We start from the raw sequence: 19,040 nt of genomic DNA, 5'->3' as shown, positions 1-19,040 counted from the left end.
AGCGGTTTCCCAGCCCAGCCTGCCAGCGGCTACTCCCGGTAGCGCGGGGCGATACCGCGAGTCATGCGCGCCTGCATGGCGCAAAAAATGCTGTTAGGAGGATAGCTGTAAGCGCTGGTTGAAAAGTGCTGGCAGCACCTTTGCCGTAGTTGCACTACGCGGGATTTCCTTCAGATCGCCTGCGGGTCCACGTCCACCAGCCAGCGCACCAGGCCGCGGTGGCGCGGGCGCTCGGCATGCAGCAGCGGCTGCCATGCGGCCAGAAAGCGCTGCAGCGCGCCGCGCTGGGGACTTTCCAGCAGCATCTGCGCGCGCTCCACATTGGCCACGCGCTGGATGGCGAGCGGCACCGGCGGGAACAAGAAGACCTGGTCCAGCCCCGGCAGCCCGGCGGCGCGCGCGGCGTCGCTGGCGGCCTGCAGGAAGGCCTGGGCCGCCTCCTGCGTGCGGGCGTCCGCGCGCACCAGCGCCTGATAGGCGAAGGGCGGCATGCCGGCTTCCTGGCGCTCGGCCAGCTGGCGCGCGGCGAAGGCCGGGTAGTCGTGGCGGCGCAGCGCGGCATAGACGGCGTGGTCGGGGTGCCAGGTCTGGATCCACATCTCGGGCGGGCTGCCCTGCGCGGCCACATAGCGCGCATCGCGCCCCGCGCGGCCCGCGGCCTGCATCAGCAGGGCGAACATGCGCTCGGGCGCGCGGAAGTCGCTGCTGAAGAGCGCTCCGTCGGGCTGCACGGCCGCCACCAGGGTGATGCGCCGAAAGTCATGCCCCTTGGCCACCATCTGCGTGCCGACCAGCACGTCCACCTCGCCGCTGTGCACCTGGGCCAGTTGCTCCTCCAGCGCCCCCTTGGCGCGGGTGGTGTCGGCGTCGATGCGTGCCACGCGCGCGGCGCGGCGGTCCGGGGTGATCACGTTGCGCAGCAGGGCGGCCAGTTGCTCTTCCAACTGCTCGGTGCCCCGGCCCAGGGGCAGGATGTCCGGGTTGCCGCAGCTGGGGCAGGCGCGCGGCACGCGTTGCGTAAAGCCACAGTGGTGGCAGCGCAGCGTGCGGTCGCTCTTGTGGAACACCTGGTGGGCGCTGCAGTGCGGGCAGTCGCTCTTCCAGCTGCAGTCATGGCAGTGCAGCACGGGTGCAAAGCCCCGGCGGTTGAGCAGCACCAGGCATTGCTCCCCGCGTTGCACCCGTTCGGTGATGGCGGCCAGCAGCGGGGGCGAGAACACGCCACCCGCCCCCGAACTGCGCGGCTGTTGTCCCATGTCCACCAGGCGCACGCGCGGCAGCTCGCCTGCGCCGGCGCCTTCTGCGGAGCCGATACGGCTGGGCATGTGCAGGCGCAGGTAACGGCCCGGGCCCCCCTCGCTGGCCGGGGTGCTGGCATGCCAGCTCTCCAGCGACGGGGTGGCGCTGCCCAGGATCACCTTGGCGCCCTGCTCGCGTCCGCGCCACAGCGCCAGGTCGCGCGCGGAGTAGCGCGCGCCCTCCTGCTGCTTGTAGCTGGCGTCATGCTCCTCGTCCACCACGACCAGCGCCAGCCCCGGCAGGCTGGCAAACACCGCCATGCGCGTGCCGAGCACGATGCGCGCAGCGCCCGTATGCGCGGCGAGCCAGCTCTTCAGGCGCTGTGCCGGCGTCATCCCGCTGTGCATGCTGACCACGACCGCCTCGCCGTACAGGGGCGCGAAGCGCTCGCGAAAGCGCGCCTCCAGCTGCGGGGTGAGGTTGATCTCGGGCACCATCACCAGTGCCTGTGCGGCGGGATGGCCGGCCAGGGCGCGCTGCACGCAGTGCAGGTACACCTCGGTCTTGCCGCTGCCCGTGCTGCCGAACAGCAGGAAGGGCCCGCTCTCTGCATCGATTTGGGCTGTAGCGCTTGCCTGTTCTGCGGTAAGTGCTATTGTTTTTGTAACTGCTTCGGACGGGTGCGCCGGCGGTGCGGGGCGGCGCAGGCGCCGCGCCAACTGCTCGGGCGTGAGGTCGCGCAGCTGTGGGGGCAGGGCGGCCAGCGCCACCTCGCCCACCGCGCGTTGGTAGTAGCGCGCGGCGAAGGTCACCAGACGGCGCCAGGCGGCGTCCAGCGGCGCCACGCCTTCGAGCACGCCCGCCACCGTGCGCGGCACCATGCCCGGCGGTAGCACCGCTGGCTCGGCGGGCGCGTCCCAGACCACGCCCAGCACCTCGCGCGCGCCCAGCGGCACGCGCACCAGTGTCCCCGGAGGCAGCGGGCGCGGGCTGGCATAGCTCAGCGGTTCGCCCACGCCACTGTGCGCCGGCGTGCTCACGGCCACGCAGAGCAGGCAGGCGGCGCTGTCATGCGGCGTGGTCGGGGGCGGGGAAGGGTCAGGCATGGGCGGTGGGTGAAAAGGCGGGCGGCGCCGGGGCGCGGCCCCGCATGATTCCACAAGCTTGCCCACTGCTACGAGAGATGCTGTGGATAACTTTGTTGAAAAGCAGCGTGCAACAGGCTGCGGGGCGCGCCCCTGCTGGACTGCGCGCTAGCGGATTTGTAGACGGCGCGATGCAAAAAAGCTTATGAATCAACGTTCTTTGCTGCGCCGCAAAAAGTGCCGTAGCGGTTGTCGGGCGACGCTCTGCGCAGGGGGCCGCAGTTGCCAGCATGTGAACAACTGGCGCTGTCAATAGGGAAGAGCATCCCCCGGATGTGGTAGGCGCCGCAGCCACTGTGGGACTTTTCCTTCACTTCGTGCGGCAAGTGCTTGATTTTACGAGGGAAACACAGGAAGTTCAGATTTTCTGTGGATAACTTTGTTGATATCCCGGGTGGGCCGCCCGAAAGCCCTTGTCTGGCCGTGGTTTGCTTAGGGTGCCCACAAAATCGGCAGGCGCAGGACTTTCATATGAATCAACCACTTACGAGGTTCTGAGTGATTTGTTGCCGGTTGTTGCGCTGCTCACTGCGGGCCGCGCGGCACGCCGGATGCGGCTGCCGCAGTGTGAATAAGTCATGCCGGCGCAGCAGCCCTGGTAAGTAGGCATTCACCGCTGCCGCAGGCTGCGTGAATAGCCATGCACGGCTTCCACCAGCGCGGCCACGTGTTCGGGCGGGGTGAACTGGCTGATGCCGTGGCCCAGGTTGAAGATGTGCGTGGGGCCGGTGGTGGTCTTGTCGGTGTGGGGTGTGCCGAAGCTGTCGAGCACGCCCCGCACCTGCGCGGCCACGGCCTCGGGCGGGGCAAACAGCACGTTCGGGTCGATGTTGCCCTGCAGCGCCTTGCCGGGGCCGCCCACCTGCCCGCCGACGATGGCGCGCGCCTTGCCCAGGTGGGCCGTCCAGTCCAGGCCGAGCACCTCGCAGTCGATGTCCTTCATGTCGTCGAGCCAGATGCCGCCGCCCTTGGTGAAGACGATGCGCGGCACATCCTGCCCGTCCACGCCGGTGCGCTTGAGCTGCGCCAGCACGCGCCGGGTGTATTCCAGGCTGAAGTCCTGGAAGCACCCGTCGGCCAGCACGCCGCCCCAGCTGTCGAAGACCATCACGGCCTGGGCGCCGGCGTCGATCTGGGCATTCAGGTACGCGGCCACGGCGTCCGCATTCACCGCCAGGATGCGGTGCATCAGGTCCGGGCGGCTGTACATCAGCGTCTTGACGAGGCGGTAGTCGTCGCTGCCCTTGCCCTCGACCATGTAGCAGGCCAGCGTCCAGGGGCTGCCCGAGAAGCCGATCAGCGGCACACGGCCGTTCAGCGCGCGGCGGATGCTGGTGACGGCGTCGAACACATAGCGCAGCTTGTCCAGGTCGGGCACGGCCAGCGCGGCCACGTCGGCCTCGTCGCGCACCGCCTTGGCAAAGCGCGGGCCTTCGCCCTCGGCGAACGACAGGCCCAGGCCCATGGCGTCGGGCACGGTGAGGATGTCGCTGAACAGGATGGCCGCGTCCAGCGGGAAGCGCTCCAGCGGCTGCAGCGTCACCTCGGTGGCGTACTCCACGTTCGTGGCCAGGCCCATGAAGCTGCCGGCCTTGGCGCGCGTGGCCTTGTATTCGGGCAGGTAGCGGCCCGCCTGGCGCATCAGCCACAGGGGCGTGTAGTCGGTGGCCTGACGACGGCAGGCCCGCAGGAAGGTGTCGTTCTGGAGGGGGGCGAAGCTCATGCGCGCGATTGTCGCAGGCCGGCTCCCGCAGGCCTTGGGCAAGCCCCGCGGGCTTGCCTCAGATCAAGAAAAGGGGCGCTGCAGGACGATGCGCCGTCTCCTCAGACGGGGGAACGGGTGGGGTCCGGGTTCCACAGCGTCCCATCGGCTCCGGCCTCCAGCAGCCGGGTCAGCAGCGGGTGCATCACCTTGCGGGCGCTGTAGATCAGGTGGAACTGCTCATGCACCTCAGGGGTGGTGCCCACGGGCACGAGGCCATGGGTCTGCTCCAGGTGCGCGCCCAGGGTCTCGGGCGCGGGCATCACGCCCATGCCGGTGGCAGCGAAGGTGCTGAGCAGGGCGCTGTCCTCGAATTCCCCTGCAATGCGCGGGCGGATGCGCTCGCGTTCCAGCCAGTGGTCGATGCGCGCGCGCAGCGCGGCGTGCTCGGTGGGCAGCAGCACGGGGACGACCGCCAGGCTGCGCGGGAATGCGTGGCGCGCGGCCTGCGCCCACAGCGGCGGGGCATACCAGCCAATGGCGCTGGTGCCCAGCAACTGGCTGGTGGTGCGCAGCGCCGGGTTGGGCGGGGCGGGGCGGTCGGCCAGTACCGCGTGCAGCTTGTGCAGCGCCAACTCGCCCAGCAGGGGCTGGAATTCCCCCTCGTGGCACAGCAGGCGCAGGTGGGGCTCGTCCAGCACGGGGGTGAGCAGCCGGTGCACCGCCAGTTTGACAATGCCGTCGGAGATGCCCAGGTTCAGGCGCAGTGTGGGGCCCGAGGCGGCCTCGCGCACGCGCTGGGGCAGCTGCTCGCCCAGCGCGAAGATGTGGTCGGCCTCGTGCAGCGCGGCCACGCCGGCCTCGGTCAGCATGAGGTTGCGGCCCTCGGCGCGCAGCAGGCTCACCCCCAGGGACTTCTCCAGCTCGCGCACCTGTGCGCTGATGGTCTGCACCGCCATGTCCAGCCGCTCGGCGGCCCGTGCCATGCCGCCCTCCTTGGCGACGACCCAGAAGTAGTACAGGTGGCGGTAGTTGAAGCTCTGGCTCATGGAGTTACTTCGTAAAAACCGAAGTAATAGTACCGATAAGGCAGGTTTTTTGGAATCCACGCGCCTCCTACATTGCACCCCTCGGGCGGTGGGCCCGTCAGTACAACCCCATTGGAGAAGGACGCATGGAAACGATAGGCACTTGGTGGATGTGGGCGGGCTTCGCCGCCTTTGTGGTCGTGGCGATCGCCGTGGACCTGCTGGTGATGGAGCGCCAGGGCGCGCACCGGGTGACGATGGGCGAGGCCGCGCGCTGGAGCCTGCTGTGGTTTGCGCTGGCATTCGTGTTCGTGGGACTGCTGTGGTGGTACCTGGACGGCAGCCAGGGCCGCGACGTGGCCAACACGGTGTCGATGCAGTTCATCACCGGCTACCTCGTCGAAAAGAGCCTGTCGGTGGACAACATCTTCGTGTTCCTGATGCTGTTCAGCTACTTTGCCGTGCCGCCGCAATACCAAAAGCGCGCCCTCATCATCGGCATCATCGGCGCCATCGTGCTGCGCACGCTGCTGATCCTGGCGGGTGCGTGGCTGCTGGCCACGTTCCACTGGCTGCTGTACGTGTTTGGCGCGTTCCTCGTGGTCACCGGCATCAAGATGTGGTTGGCCGCGGGGCAGGAGCCCGACATCGCGACCAACCCGGTGCTCAAGCTGCTGCGCCAGCGCATGCGCATCACCGACCGGTTCGACGGAGAGAAGCTCTCCACCATGATCGACGGCGTCAAGCACTACACCCCGCTGTTCGTGGTGCTGGTGCTGATCGGCACCACCGACATCATCTTCGCGGTGGACAGCATCCCCGCCATCTTCGCCATCACCAGCGACCCGTTCATCGTGCTCACGGCCAACGTGTTCGCCATCCTGGGCCTGCGCGCGCTGTACTTCCTGCTGGCCGACCTGGCCAACCGGTTCCACCTGCTGGCCTATGGCCTGGCGCTGGTGCTGGTGTTCATCGGCACCAAGATGCTGCTGATCGACCTGGTGAAGATTCCCATCGGCTACGCGCTGCTGGTCACGGCGACGCTGATTGCCGGCTCCATCGTGCTGTCGCTGCGCGGCTCGGGGGGGAGCGCGGCGCGCCCCGCGCCCCCACTGCCGGGCAAGCGCTGACCTGCCCTGCGCGCCCCCGGTCGGGCGTGACCCTGGCCGTGGGTGGTCCGGTTCAGCGCGTGCGTGCCAGGGCCTGGTCGATGTCCCAGAGGATGTCGTCCAGCTCCTCGATGCCCACGCTCAGGCGCACCATGTCCGCGCGCACGCCGGCGCGGGCCAGCTCTTCCTCGTTGAGCTGGCGGTGCGTGGTGGAGGCGGGATGGATCACCAGCGTCTTCGCGTCGCCGATGTTGGCCAGGTGGCTCAAGAACTCGCAGGCGTCGATGAACCGCTCGCCCGCCGCGGCGCCGCCCTTCACGCCGAAGGTCAGGATGCCCGAGGCGCCGGGGCTGCCATCCACCGCGCGGAACTGTTTTTGCGCCAGCGCGTAGTACGGCGAGTCCGGCAGGCCCGGGTAGTTGACCCAGGCCACCTGCGGGTGCTGCTGCAGGAACCGCGCGACGGCCAGCGCGTTGCGGCAATGCTCGCGCATGCGCAGGTGCAGCGTCTCGGCGCCCTGCAGCAGCAGCCAGGCGTTGAGGGGCGAGAGTACGCCGCCGAAGGTGCGGTTGACCTCCATGCGCGCCTTCATGGTGTAGCCGAAGTCGCCAAAGGTCTCGTAGAACTTCACGCCGTGGTAGGCGCGGCTGGGCTCCACCATCTCGGGGAAGTGGCCGTTGTCCCAGGGGAATGTGCCGCCCTCCACCACCACGCCACCCATGGTGGTGCCGTGGCCGCCGATGTACTTGGTGGCACTGTGCACCACGATGTCGGCACCCAGGGCCAGCGGGTTGCACAGGTAGGGGCTGGCCACGGTGTTGTCGATGACCAGCGGCACGCCGTGGGCGTGGGCCACCTCCGCAATCGCCGCGATGTCGAGCACGTTGACCAGCGGGTTGCCGATGGTCTCGCCGTACACGGCGCGCGTGTTCGGGCGCATGGCGCGGGTGAAGTTCTCGGGGTCGGACGGGTCGACGAAGGTCGTCTCGATGCCCAGGCGGCTGAAACCCACGCCCAGCTGCCCCACCGTGCCGCCATAGAGCGTGCTGGCGGCCACGATGTGGTCGCCGGCCTTCAGGATGGCCAGCAGCGCCGCCATCTGCGCAGCCATGCCGCTGGCGCAGGCGAGGGCCGCGCGGCCGCCCTCCAGGCTGGCCATGCGCTCCTCGAACACGGCGACCGTGGGGTTGCTGATGCGGCTGTAGACGTTGCCGAAGGTCTGCAGGTTGAACAGGCTGCTGGCGTGTTCGGCGTCGTCGAAGACGAAGCTCGTGGTCTGGTGGATGGGCGTGGCGCGCGCGCCGGTCACGGGGTCGGGCTGGGCGCCGGCGTGGATGGCGCGCGTGCCGAAGCCGAAGGCACGGTCGGCTCCAGAGCCGGGTGGGGTGGATGCGGTCATGGTGTTATGGGTAAAATAGGCCTCTAGCGCTTATCCATCAAGCGCTAGCAGCTATCAATATGGGAGCTTGCGCAGGCGCTTGGACGAGATCACCTGGGTGTTCACGCCCATCCAGCCCAGGCCGCCGAACAGGCGTGCGTGCTCGATCTTCACGCAGCGGTTCTGGATCACGCGCAGGCCCGCGGCCTCGGCCTGCGCGCCGGCGGCCTCGTTGAACACGCCCAGCTGCAGCCACAGGCATTGCGCGCCCACCGCGATGGCTTCAGCCGCCAGCGGCGGGATGTCCTCGCTCTTGCGAAAGCAATCCACCATATCGATGCGCGCGCCCTGCGCGGCCAGCGCGGCGGAGGCCTCGGTCACGCTGGCGTAGGCGGTCTCGCCCAGGATCTGACCGCCTTCGCGCGCGACCAGCGGGTTCACAGGAATCACGCGGTAGCCGTGCGCCTGCATGTACTTGGCGGCAAAGTGGCTGGGCCGGTGCCATTGCGGCGACAGGCCCACCACGGCGATGGTGTGGCACTGCGTGAGCACGTCACGCAAAGTGCTGATGGTGTCGGGTGTGCGGAGCATGGCGGCAGAGTATGCACAGCCGTGGGCCCTCGGGTATCCGCGCCACCCCTCAGGCGGTCGTGGCGCGGCGCTGGAGCCACCACCCCCACGCCAGTCCCAGCAACGCCGCCAGGCCCGAGGCCAGCAGCACGCCGCGCTTGGCGGCGTCCAGCAGCGCGGCGCTGTCGAACGCCAGGGTGGCGATGAAGATCGCCATGGTGAAGCCGATGCCCGCCAGCAGCCCGGTCAGCAGCAGCCCGCCCCAGCCCATGCCCGCGGGCAGGGCGCACAGGCGCAGGCGCACCGCCAGCCAGCAGGCCAGCAGCACGCCCAGCGGCTTGCCGGCCACCAGCGCCAGGGCCACCGCGGCCATGAGCAGGCCGGCGCCCGGCGCCGCCAGCTGCGCGCCACCTAGAGCCACGCCCGCATTGGCCAGCGCAAACAGCGGCATCACGCCAAAGGTCACCCACGGGTGCAGGCTGGCCTGCACGCGCTGCACCGGGGGCGCGGGCTCGCGCCCGGCCAGTGCGTGCACCGGCGTCACCAGGCCCAGCACCACGCCGGCCAGCGTGGGGTGGGCGCCCGTTTGCCAGATGCCCCACCACAGCACCGCGCCGGCCGGCACATAGGCCCAGGCGCGGCGCACACCCAGCTGCTGCTGCAGCAGCACGCCCACCAGGCCCAGCGCGGCGATGCCGAACATCGGCCACTGCAGCCCGCCCGAGTAGAACAGCGCGATGATGAGCACGGCCACCAGGTCGTCGATGATGGCCAGCGTGAGAAGGAACACCCGCAGCACCGGCGGCAGGCCGCGCCCCAGCAGGGCCAGCACGCCCACCGCGAAGGCGATGTCGGTGGCGGTCGGCACGGCCCAGCCGCTGCGCAACGCGGGCGGCACCAGCGCCAGGTACAGCAGCGCCGGCACGGCCACGCCGCCCAGCGCGGCCAGCACGGGCAGCAGCGCATCGCGCGGCCGGGCCAGGGCGCCGTCGTGCAGTTCGCGCCGGATCTCCAGCCCCACCACGAGGAAGAACACCGTCATCAGCGCATCGTTCACCCAGAAATGCAGCGACTGCGTGAGCTGCCAGCCGCCCACGGCGACCGACAGCGGCACGTGCCACAGTGCGTGGTAGCTGGCGGCCCAGGGTGAATTGGCCCAGGCCAGCGCGGCGGCGGCCGCGATCAGCAGCACGATGCCGCCTGCGGCATCGGCATGCGACAGGCGCGAGAGCAGGGCGGTGCAGCGGTCGGCCAGGGGAAGCAGGGCGGGCTGGCGCGGCGCAGCGCGCCGCGGGGTAAGGCGGTCGGTCATGGACAGGCGGAGCCGCATGCTGCGGCCCGTGGTGCACAGGCGGCCCGACCTGCGCTGCAACAATCCTGCCCTGCCGCCCCATGCGGTGGACACCCGCGGGCAGTATAGGAAGCCGCGCCCAGCGTGCCCGCGCAATGCCCCGGTCCTACACTGGCTTTTTTCGCATGCCCAGGAGTTTGCGATGGTCCGTGCCACCTCTGCCGCTTTGCAAGGCGTCTGTTTGGCGCTTGTCCTGGCCGCCAGCGCGGCGCAGGCGCAGCCGGCCGCGCCGACCCTCTGGGTGAATGCGCTGGGCATGCCCTTCGTGCGCATCGCGCCGGGCAGCTTCCGCATGGGCAGCAGCGAGCCCGTCGACGCGCTGGCCCGTGCCTACCCGACGCTGGAGCGCTGGCGGTTTGAGCAGTTGGCCGACGAGGCGCCCGCCCATACCGTGCGCATCACGCGCGCCTTCTACCTGGGGCAGACGGAGGTGACGGTGGGGCAGTTCCGCCGCTTCGTGCAGGCCTCCGGCTACGTGCCCGAGTCCGAGGCCGACGGCACGGGCGGCTACGGCTACAACCCGGCCTACGACCCCGCCGCCAGCGCGCGCGGCGACGCATTCGAGGGGCGCGACCCGCGCTATTCCTGGCGCAACCCCGGCTTCGCCCAGGGCGACGACCACCCGGTGGTCAACATCACCTGGCACGACGCGCATGCGCTGGCCGCGTGGCTCAGCGCCACCGAGGGCCACCGCTACCGCCTGCCCACCGAAGCCGAGTGGGAATACGCCTGCCGCGCGGGCACGCGCACGCGCTACCCGCATGGCGACGACCCGGCCGCTCTGGCGCGCCACGCGAACGTGTTCGACGAGGATGCCGCGCCCTACTGGCCGCGCTGGCGGCCCCAGGCCGCGCCGGGGCACGACGGGCATGCGTTCACCGCGCCCGTGGGCCGCTACGCGCCCAACGCCTTCGGCGTGCACGACATGCTGGGCAACGTGTGGGAATGGGTGTCGGACTGGTATGCCGAGGAGGGCTATGCGCACTCCCCGCGGGACGATCCGCAGGGCCCGGCCACCGGCCAGGTGCGCGTGCGCCGCGGCGGTTCCTGGCACACATGGCCGCTGTACGCGCGCTGTGGGTTCCGCAACTGGAACACGCCCCAGACGCGCTACACCCTGGTGGGCCTGCGCCTGGTGCGCGAGATCGACCCGCCGCAATCGCCACGGCCACGCGGCGCGCGGCGGTGATCAGAGCGCGGACACGGCGGCGCGCAGTTCCGACTCGCCCAGGATCTCGGAGAACACCACCGGCGCCTTGCCCGGCGCATGCAGCACATAGACCGGCACGCCGCTGCGGCCGAGCTGTGCCAGCGCGGCGGTGATGGCGGGGTCGCGCCGCGTCCAGTCGGCGCGCAGCAGGGCCACGTTCTTCGTTGCAAAGTCCTGCAGCACCGCAGCGCTGGCCAGCGTGGTGTTCTTGTTGTACTGGCAGGTTACGCACCAGGCGGCCGTGTAGTCCACGAACACCGGGCGGCCCTGGGCCACCAGCTCGTCGGCCAAGCCAGGGCGCCAGGACTGCCAGGAGGTCACGCCGGCCACGCCGCTGGGGGCGGAGGCTGCGGCAATGGGTGCACTGTCCAGTTCAATGATCTTTGGGCCCCAAAGCCATACCAGCCAAGCGCAAGCAGCTATTGAAAGAGGAGCGAGAACAGCCCGCGTGGCCCCGCGCAGCGTGAGCGCCCACACGGCCATGCTGAGCGCCACCAGCAGCGCCAGCAGCGCCGCCGCACCGTTGATGCCGCTTTGCTGGCCCAGCACCCACACCAGCCACACCACGGTGGCGAACATCGGGAACGCCAGCAGGCGGCGCAGCGTGTCCATCCACGCGCCCGGCCGCGGCAGCAGGCGGGCAAACGCGGGCAGCCAGCTGGCCAGCAGGTACGGCAGGGCCAGGCCCAGGCCCAGCGCCGCGAAGATGGACAGTGCCTGCCCCGCGGGCAGCGTGGCCGTGAGGCCCAGCGACGCGCCCATGAACGGCGCCGTGCACGGCGAGGCCACGGCCACGGCGAGCACGCCGGTCAGGAAGGCATCCAGCACGGGGTGGCGCGCCTGCAGGCCCGCCAGCGACGAGGGCAGCATGCGCCCGAACTCGAAGACGCCCGCCAGGTTCAATCCGATCAGCGTGAACAGCGCGGCCAGCGACGCCACCACCGCCGGTGACTGCAGCTGAAAGCCCCAGCCCACGGCTTCGCCCGCGGTGCGCAGGCCCAGCATCAGCGCGCCCAGCAGCAGGAACGACAGCACCACGCCCGCGGTGTAGGCCAGCCCGCCGATACGGTGGGCGCGCTGGTTCTGCGCATGGCGCGCAAAGCCCACCACCTTGATCGCCAGCACCGGGAACACGCAGGGCATGAGGTTCAGGATCAGCCCGCCCAGCAGCGCGCCGGCCAGAGCGGCCAGCCAGGTGCCCAGCGGCGCGGGTGTCGCAGCGGCGGGCGCCGTGGGCGCGGCGGCATTGGCGGCGTTGGCTTTCAGCGCGGCCTCCAGCGCGGGCGACATGCCCTTCAGTGCCGCCACGGCGGGCCAGCCGCCCGGCACGGGCAGCTCGGCACGCCAGCCCTGGCCGCCATGGGCCAGCACCACCGGCATCGGCACGGGCCCGTCGCTGCGCTGGGGCGACAGCGGCAGGCGCGCGGTCCACACCGCGCCGTCCCACTGCTGCGTGGGCGTGGCGGCGGTCTCCACCACGCCCGTGGTCTCGGGGAACACCTCCAGCGTCTGGCCCTGCAGCGCCGGGGGTAGGCCGGCCACGCGCAGCAGCACGGCGTCGCCCTCGACCTGTGCGCTGCTGCCGCCTAGAGCCGGCAGATCGCGCGGGTGGGCCGCGGCGGCGGCATCGAACGCGGCGGCATGCAACGCCGTCGTACCGCGCAAGGGCAATTGCAGCGTGAAGCTGCCCTCCTCGGGGATGCATTCCTGGCGGCACACCAGCCACGAGGCCTTGAGCTGGAAGGTCGCTTCCTTGGCCAGCGGGCCGGGGTTGAATGCTGGGGAGACAGTCATGGGCACGGGCAACAGCACCGTGCCCTCGTAGCCGTAGTTGGCCAGGTTGCCCAGCGGAATCTTCTTGGGCACGGGCCAGGCGACCTCGCCCGCGTCGATGCCCGCTGGCAGCTGCCAGTCCAGTTGCGTGGGCAGGCCGGAGTCGCCCGGGTTCTTCCAGTAGGTGTGCCACTCGGGCTGGTGCGTGATCGACAGGCCCAGCCACAGCGGCTTGCCCGGGCCCACGCCGTCGGGTGCCTGGGCCACCAGCTCGGCGCGCACATGCGGCGTGACGACGCTGCTGCTGCCCGCGGCGGCGGTTGTCTTGAGTTGAATTTGGCCGATGGCGCCCGTGGATAAAGCGCAAGCAGCTATGAAAAAAAGAGTGTGCAGGGAGCGCTGCAAGCGGCGAAGGCAGGACATGGCGCAGGGTGGGAGCGGCGGGGACGGGGTTTGGTTCCTTGGGGGCTGGCGTTCAGGCGCCCAAGCCCAGCACCACGCGGCGCGACATGGCGCCCTTTTTCTCGATCTTGGTGACCACCACGGCGCCGATCTCGCCGGTGCGCGCCACATGCGTGCCGCCGCAGGGCTGCAGGTCGATCTGCGCGGCGTCGCCATCGCGGGCGCCGCCCACGCGCACCGTGCGCACCGTGCCGGTGCCGCGCGGGGGCTGCACGCTCATGCTCTTGACGAGCTGCGGGTTGGCGTCCAGTGCCGCGTCGCTGATCGCGCCGATGGTCACCGCATGGTCTTGCGCCACCAGGCGCGCGATGGCGGCGGTGAGCGCGTCCTTGTCCAGCGCGCCGTCCATGTGGAAGTCCAGGCGCGCGTAGTCGGGCGTAATCGAGCAGCCGTTCACCGGCTGCGCGACGATGTGGCACAGCAGGTGCGTGGTGGTGTGAAAGCGCATCAGCCGGTGGCGGCGCTCCCAGTCGATGCGCGCCGTGACCGCATCGCCCACCGCCAGGCCGAGCGCCTGGCCTGGTGCGGGCACATGCACGATGTCCGCGGTGGGCCGCCCCTCGGCGTCCTTGCCCTTGCGCGTGTCGGCGATGGCCAGTGCCGTGCCATCGGGGCGCAGCAACACGCCGGCATCGCCCGCCTGGCCGCCGCCCAGCGGGTAGAACACGGTGCGGTCCAGCACCACGCCACCTTCGGGCGTGAGAGCGGTGACGGTGGCGCTGCATTCGCGCAGGTAGCTGTCGGCGCGGAAAAGGTCGTGGGTCATGGTGGGCAATGGTAGAGCGTCCGCCCAGGAGTGCGCGGACAGGCTCTAAGATGGCCCGCATGCGATATCCCTCCCGCTTTTGGGCCGATCTGTCCGCCCGCGACTTTGCCCAGGCGCAGGCCTCGGGCCTGGCCGCGCAGACCGTGGCGGTGCTGCCCGTGGCCGCCGTCGAGCAGCATGGGCCGCACCTGCCGCTGTCGGTCGATGCCACGCTGCTGGCCGGTGTGATCGACGCTGCGCTGCCCTTGCTGCCCGCCGATCTGCCCGTGCTGCTGCTGCCGCCGCAGAACGTGGGCCTGTCCACCGAGCACCTGTCTTACCCCGGCACGCTCACGCTGTCGCCCGCCACGCTGATCGCCCTGTGGACCGAGCTGGGCGCCTGCATCGCGCGCGCGGGGGTGAGGAAGCTCCTGCTGCTCAACGGCCACGGGGGCAACGTGGCGGCCATGGACATCGTGGCGCGCGAGCTGCGCCAGCGCCACGGGTTGCTGGTGTACGGCAGCAGCTGGTTCAACCTGGTGGACGAGGCCACCAACGCACGTGTTGCTGCGCAGGAGCACCGCTTCGGCATCCACGGCGGCGAGATCGAGACGTCCATGATGCTGCACCTGTCGCCCGCCACCGTGCGCATGGAGCATGCGCAGCACTTCCACTCGACCTCGCAGGACCGCGCGGCGCGCTACGGGCTGCTGGGCAACGGCAAGAGCGCCAAGATGGGCTGGGCCATCGAGGACTACAACCCCGCGGGCGCCGTTGGCAATGCCGCGGCTGCCACTGCCACCCAGGGACAGGCCATGGTGCAGGCTGCCGCAAGGGGGCTGGCCCAGTTGCTGGGCGAGCTGCATGCGCTGCCGCCCGAGACGGTGGCAAAAATTTAAGCAAAAATCGGCTCTAGCGCTTTTCCATCAAGCGCTAACAGCTCACTTTTCAATAGCAAACGTTCTCAGGCGTGCGTTGCCCAGTCGCGGTGTTCGGGCGTGTCCAGGTGCGGCAGCGTGTTGAAGGTCTGCAGCATCAGGCGTTTGGGGCTGATGCTGAACTCCGTGACCGCGCTGTTGCAGATGCGCATGTTCAGCGCGATCGTGACCTCGGGCGGGGTGCAGAGCACCTCGCCCACGGCGGCGGCGATGGGCCCGCCGCTGGAGACCAGCAGCACGTTGTGCCCCGTGTGCTGGCGCCGCACATGGTCCAGCGCGGCGCGCACCCCGCCAGAGAAATCGTCCCAGCAGGGCATGCCCGCCGGGCTGATGGTGCCCGCCATCCACTGCGCCATGGCATCGCACAGCAGGCGAAAGTGCTGCTTGTACAACTCGGGCGTGTCGGGACGCGGCAACGGCATGGGATGCACGCAGTGGATCAGCGCATGGCTGTCGTATTCGTTGAGTCCCGGCATCAGCAGGGGCTCGGGCGTGCCCTCCAGCCCTTGCTGAATGCCTTGCAGCGTCTGCGCATGGCGCCGTAGCGTGCCGCACAGCACCGCATCGAACTGCAGCCCGCGCTCGCGCCAGTACGCGCCCAGGCGCACCGCCTGCTCATGGCCGCGCGGGCTGAGCTGGTCATAGTCGTCCGCGCCAAACGAGGCCTGGCCGTGGCGCACGAGGTAGAGGGTTCCCATGGTCTGGAATTGTGGCGAGGCCGCAGCCGCGCGCTTGTCGCGGCTGCGACCGGCGGCGCGCTAGGCGGCAAGCGCCGCCCGCGCCTGCGCCGCCGTGGGCAGCAGGCGGCGCTGCTGCAACTGGCCGAACCATTTGCGGAACATATCCTCGGTGTCCATGCACGCATGAAAGCCCGCCTGGCGGATCTTCACCGAACTCATGATCACCGGTGGCAGCGGGGCGGCCCTGCCCTGGTTCATCTGGAAGTCGGCATACGCTGCGCCCTGGCCGATGAAGGCGGTCAGATCGCGCGGCGCCGCCAACTGGTACTTGTCCACCAGGCGCTCCCACGCGGGCTGCTGGTCGGCCAGCGCGGTGGCCAGCGACTGGGGCTCGGGCTCGCCCACGGGCATGCCCAGCGCGTCGGCGATGGTGGGCCAAACGTTCTGCCAGACGAACACGTCGCCGTTTTCCAGGTTGAAGGTTTCGTTGCGTGCGTTGGGCGACTTGGCAGCCCAGGCGCAGGCCTGGGCGATCAGGTCGGCGTCGATGGCTTGGTTCACGCGCGCCGGGCCGCCGGGGTAGGCCAGCGGCAGGCCCTGTTCATGGCGCAGCCAGGCATAGACGCCGATGGCCGGGATGGGGTTCATGTTGCTGCCCGCCGCGTCGCCGAACACGATGCGCGGGCGCATGATGGTGAAGTGCCACGGGCCCTTGGCCTGGCGCTCGCGCAGGAAGTCCTCCTGCAGCCAGTAGAAGTTCTCGTGGGGGTCGCGCGGCCAGCGTTCGCGTGCGGGCACGGCGATCTGCGGGTGGATGTGCACGCCGTAGGCCTTGCCGCCCTGCATGATGGTCACATGGCGCAGCGCACCGCCCGGGCGGTCCAGCGGCTCGACCACGTTGCGCAGCATTTGCAGGTTGATGCGCATCTGCTCCTGGTCGCGCCAGCCGCCCACGAGGCCCCCGGGCTGCTCGTACACGGCGGCATAGACCACATGGGTGATGTCGTCCCGCGCGCCCAGCGCAGCCTGGCAGGCCGCTGCGTCCTGCAGGTCCAGCTGCAGCGCGGTGGCGCCCGCGGGCAGGGCGATGGCGCGGCGCGCCACGCCCACGGCGCGCCAGCCGGGCAGGGCGGCGAAGTGGCGCAGGCAGGCCTGGCCCACAACGCCGGTGGCGCCCACGACGAGTACGGTGTTCGTCATTTCTTCACCAGGGGGCACTTGGACTGCGACAGTGGCAGGAAGGCCTTGTCGCCGGGCACCGTGGCCACGAGCTTGTAGTAGTCCCACGGGTACTTGGACTCGGCCTGCGACTTGACCTCGAACAGGTACATGTCATGCACCATGCGGCCGTCCTCGCGGATGCGGCCGTTCTTGGCGAAGAAGTCGTTGATAGGCGTGGCCTTCATCTTGGCCATGACCTGGGCCGTGTCGTCGGTCTTGGCGGCCTGCACGGCCTTCAGGTAATGCATGGTCGAGGAATAGGCGCCCGCCTGGCTCATGTTGGGCATCTTCTTCATCTTCTCGAAGTAGCGCTTGGACCAGGCGCGCGTCTCGTCATTCATGTCCCAGTAGAAGCCCTCGGTCAGCATCAGGCCGCCGGCGGTGCGCAGGCCGATGGCGTGGATGTCGTTGATGTACATGAGCAGGCCGGCCAGGGTCTGTTTGTTCTTGCCCGTGGTCAGGCCGAACTCGCGCGCGGCCTTGATGGTGTTCACCGTATCGCCCCCCGCGTTGGCCAGGCCGACGACCTGGGCCTTGCTGTTCTGCGCGCTGATCAGGAACGAGGCGAAGTCGGTCGCAGCGATCGGGTGGCGGGCCGCGCCCAGCACCTTGCCGCCCTGGGCCGTGACGACGGCGCTGGCCTGCTCCTGCAGGCTGTGGCCGAAGGCGTAGTCGGCGGTGATGAAGAACCAGTCCTTTCCGCCGCGTGCGGTGATGGCGCTGGCCGTCACGTTGGCCAGGGCGTAGGTGTCGTACACGTAGTGCACGGTGCTGGGCATGCACAGGTCGCCCGTGAGGCGGTCCAGGCCGGGGCCGTTGAAGATGACGACCTTCTGCTTTTGCTTGGCCACCTCCAGCACCGCCAGCGCCGGCGCGGAGACGGCCACGTCCATGATGGCGTCCACCTTGCCGGTATCGAACCACTCGCGCGCCTTGCTGGAGGCGATGTCGGCCTTGTTCTGGTGATCGGCCACCACCAGTTCGATCTTCTTGCCCGCTACCTTGCCGCCGAAGTCGTCGATGGCCATCTGGATGGCGGCGGCGCTGCCTGGGCCGGTGATGTCGGCGAACGGACCGTTCAGGTCGGTGAGGATGCCCAGGCGCACCACGTCGTCAGAAATTGCCATGCCCTGGGCGGTGACGGTGGCCGTGGCGGCCAGCAGGGCAAGTCCCGTGCACAGCGCGCGGCAGGCGCGGGTCAGGGGACGCGGAGTGAGGTGGACGGGGCGGTTCATGGTTGTCTCCTTGGTTGGTGTGTGTTTGGGGAATCACAGGGTGGCAATGGGGGTCACGGGCGAGCCCACGGCGCCCGGCAGGCGCAGCGGTGGCGCGGTGAGCAGGAAGCGGGTGCGCCCGAGGGCGTGCAGGTGGTCGGCCAGTTCTTTCAGGTACCACAGCTCGCCCAGCGGCAGGCCCAGCTTGAACAGGCAGTGCTCGTGCAGCGGCAGCACGGGGTAGGGCGCACCGTCCTCGGGAACGCGGCGTGGCGGGTGGCGCTCCACGGCGTAGTTGTCGGCAATCAGCGCGGCGATGCCGCTGTCGGTGATCCACTGCAGCAGCTTTTCGTCGCCGCCGTCCAGCGCGGCGCAGCTGTGGTGCAGGCGGTGCGCGTCGGGCTGGCGCTGCATGGACAGCACCAGCTCGGCAAAGCCGGTGCGCAGCAGCAGCATGTCGCCGGGCTCCACGCTGGCGCCGCTGCGCTCCATGGCACGCATGAGTTCGTCGTAGCCGATGTCGCGGAAGTCGGTGCCGTAGGCGCGCTCCAGGTCCACCAGCACCCCGCGCCCCTGCATGCCCTTCACGGCCAGGTGCTCCACGCCCAGCGCGCGGGCCACGCTCTCGTCCGGCGCGCGGCCGGCGCAGCACACGGGCTGGTAACGTGCCGCCGCGCCGTCGCCGTCGCGCGCGGGGATGCCATGGTCCTGCGGACCCAGGATGTGCTCGTGGCCGCGGTAGCCGTTGTAGTACACCGTGCGCGGCTGGCCATCGCCGTCGGGGTCGAACAGCGCGCCCACATGCGCCAGCGAGTCCCATTGCGTGGAGTACTGCAACGACAGCAGCACCTGGTCGTCGCTGACCACGTCGGTGGCGCCGGGGTACACATGGCCCAGCGGAAAGTTGACGTACGGAATGCCTTCGCGCCGCGTGGGGCGCAGTTGGGGCGGCAGGCGGCGCGCGTTCAGCACGTTGCCGCCGGGGTAGTCCAGCGGCAGCGACAGGCACAGGCTGATGCCCTCGCGCACTTCCTGCACGCCCTTGCGCACCTGTTCCGGGCCTATCAGGTTGGTGCGGCCCAACTGGTCGTCGGGCCCGAAGTCACCCCAGTTGGAGCCGGCGGGGCGTTGTCTCCATCGCATATTGGTGTCTCCAGCGCCGCGGATGGGTGCGGCTTGGAAGCAATGGTGTTGGCGCAGGCAGGGCTGCGTCAAACACCGCGATGAAAGTTTTGTTGGTTGAAATCACCCGCCGGGAAAACCCTGGCGTTCTCT

15 protein-coding genes are annotated in these 19,040 nt (G+C 69.9%); 3 read left to right on the top strand and 12 right to left on the bottom strand.

Features of this window, described 5'->3' with window-relative positions:
* Positions 1-170 precede the first annotated feature (170 nt).
* The 3 genes from priA to AC1PPL_RS11910 all read right to left on the bottom strand — a co-directional run bounded on the left by priA (position 171) and on the right by AC1PPL_RS11910 (position 5,135).
* On the bottom strand, positions 171-2,345 hold the full coding sequence (gene priA / locus AC1PPL_RS11920; protein WP_479973331.1) for a replication restart helicase PriA: 2,175 nt from the start codon (positions 2,343-2,345) through the stop codon (positions 171-173).
* A gap of 649 nt (positions 2,346-2,994) precedes the next feature.
* Positions 2,995-4,107, bottom strand: a complete 1,113-nt coding sequence (gene hemE / locus AC1PPL_RS11915; RefSeq protein WP_287802318.1) for a uroporphyrinogen decarboxylase — start codon at positions 4,105-4,107, stop codon at positions 2,995-2,997.
* A 101-nt stretch (positions 4,108-4,208) separates the two neighbouring features.
* Complete coding sequence (locus tag AC1PPL_RS11910; protein ID WP_479973330.1) at positions 4,209-5,135, bottom strand: LysR family transcriptional regulator; 927 nt, start codon at positions 5,133-5,135, stop codon at positions 4,209-4,211.
* Positions 5,136-5,260: 125 nt separating this feature from the next.
* Between AC1PPL_RS11910 and AC1PPL_RS11905 the strand changes: the two genes are divergently transcribed.
* On the top strand, positions 5,261-6,244 hold the full coding sequence (locus tag AC1PPL_RS11905; protein WP_015914391.1) for a TerC family protein: 984 nt from the start codon (positions 5,261-5,263) through the stop codon (positions 6,242-6,244).
* 52 nt (positions 6,245-6,296) lie between these two features.
* On the opposite strand, the gene AC1PPL_RS11900 is transcribed toward AC1PPL_RS11905, so the two are convergent.
* Genes AC1PPL_RS11900 through nhaA form a run of 3 tightly spaced genes read right to left on the bottom strand, consistent with a single transcriptional unit; the run spans position 6,297 to position 9,483 of the window.
* A complete protein-coding gene (locus tag AC1PPL_RS11900) occupies positions 6,297-7,622 on the bottom strand; it encodes an O-acetylhomoserine aminocarboxypropyltransferase/cysteine synthase family protein (protein ID WP_479973329.1) in 1,326 nt (441 codons plus the stop codon).
* Between the two features lie 54 nt (positions 7,623-7,676).
* Positions 7,677-8,192 carry a CoA-binding protein gene (locus tag AC1PPL_RS11895; RefSeq protein WP_270174375.1) on the bottom strand — a complete coding sequence of 172 codons (516 nt, stop codon included), beginning with the start codon at positions 8,190-8,192 and terminating at the stop codon, positions 7,677-7,679.
* A gap of 49 nt (positions 8,193-8,241) precedes the next feature.
* Positions 8,242-9,483, bottom strand: coding sequence for a Na+/H+ antiporter NhaA (nhaA, locus tag AC1PPL_RS11890; protein ID WP_479973328.1), 1,242 nt, complete (start codon positions 9,481-9,483; stop codon positions 8,242-8,244).
* A 181-nt stretch (positions 9,484-9,664) separates the two neighbouring features.
* Here nhaA and AC1PPL_RS11885 point away from each other — a divergent pair, with 181 nt between their 5' ends.
* Complete coding sequence (locus tag AC1PPL_RS11885) at positions 9,665-10,711, top strand: formylglycine-generating enzyme family protein (protein ID WP_479973327.1); 1,047 nt, start codon at positions 9,665-9,667, stop codon at positions 10,709-10,711.
* Here AC1PPL_RS11885 and AC1PPL_RS11880 read toward each other — a convergent pair whose 3' ends face one another.
* Positions 10,712-12,928, bottom strand: a complete 2,217-nt coding sequence (locus tag AC1PPL_RS11880) for a protein-disulfide reductase DsbD family protein (protein ID WP_479973326.1) — start codon at positions 12,926-12,928, stop codon at positions 10,712-10,714. It lies immediately after the preceding gene.
* 52 nt (positions 12,929-12,980) lie between these two features.
* On the bottom strand, positions 12,981-13,733 hold the full coding sequence (locus AC1PPL_RS11875) for an alanyl-tRNA editing protein (RefSeq protein WP_479973325.1): 753 nt from the start codon (positions 13,731-13,733) through the stop codon (positions 12,981-12,983).
* 50 nt (positions 13,734-13,783) lie between these two features.
* Here AC1PPL_RS11875 and AC1PPL_RS11870 point away from each other — a divergent pair, with 50 nt between their 5' ends.
* Positions 13,784-14,611: a creatininase family protein gene (locus tag AC1PPL_RS11870; RefSeq protein WP_479973324.1), complete on the top strand. Its 828-nt coding sequence runs from the start codon at positions 13,784-13,786 to the stop codon at positions 14,609-14,611.
* Positions 14,612-14,676: 65 nt separating this feature from the next.
* On the opposite strand, the gene AC1PPL_RS11865 is transcribed toward AC1PPL_RS11870, so the two are convergent.
* The 4 genes from AC1PPL_RS11865 to AC1PPL_RS11850 are packed head-to-tail and all read right to left on the bottom strand — an operon-like array spanning position 14,677 to position 18,908.
* On the bottom strand, positions 14,677-15,348 hold the full coding sequence (locus AC1PPL_RS11865; protein WP_479973323.1) for a histidine phosphatase family protein: 672 nt from the start codon (positions 15,346-15,348) through the stop codon (positions 14,677-14,679).
* A 60-nt stretch (positions 15,349-15,408) separates the two neighbouring features.
* Complete coding sequence (locus AC1PPL_RS11860) at positions 15,409-16,530, bottom strand: SDR family oxidoreductase (RefSeq protein WP_287740256.1); 1,122 nt, start codon at positions 16,528-16,530, stop codon at positions 15,409-15,411.
* A complete protein-coding gene (locus tag AC1PPL_RS11855) occupies positions 16,527-17,786 on the bottom strand; it encodes an ABC transporter substrate-binding protein (protein ID WP_287740255.1) in 1,260 nt (419 codons plus the stop codon). Before AC1PPL_RS11855 ends, AC1PPL_RS11860 begins: the two co-directional genes overlap by 4 nt.
* A 33-nt stretch (positions 17,787-17,819) precedes the next feature.
* The gene (locus AC1PPL_RS11850) at positions 17,820-18,908 is read right to left on the bottom strand and encodes a cyclase family protein (RefSeq protein WP_011806935.1); all 1,089 of its coding nucleotides are present in this window, start codon (positions 18,906-18,908) and stop codon (positions 17,820-17,822) included.
* Positions 18,909-19,040 lie beyond the last annotated feature (132 nt).

The organism is Diaphorobacter sp. B2A2W2 (assembly GCF_056730635.1).
Note: the sequence above shows the minus strand (reverse complement) of the source record. Positions and strands in the feature narration are given on the sequence as shown.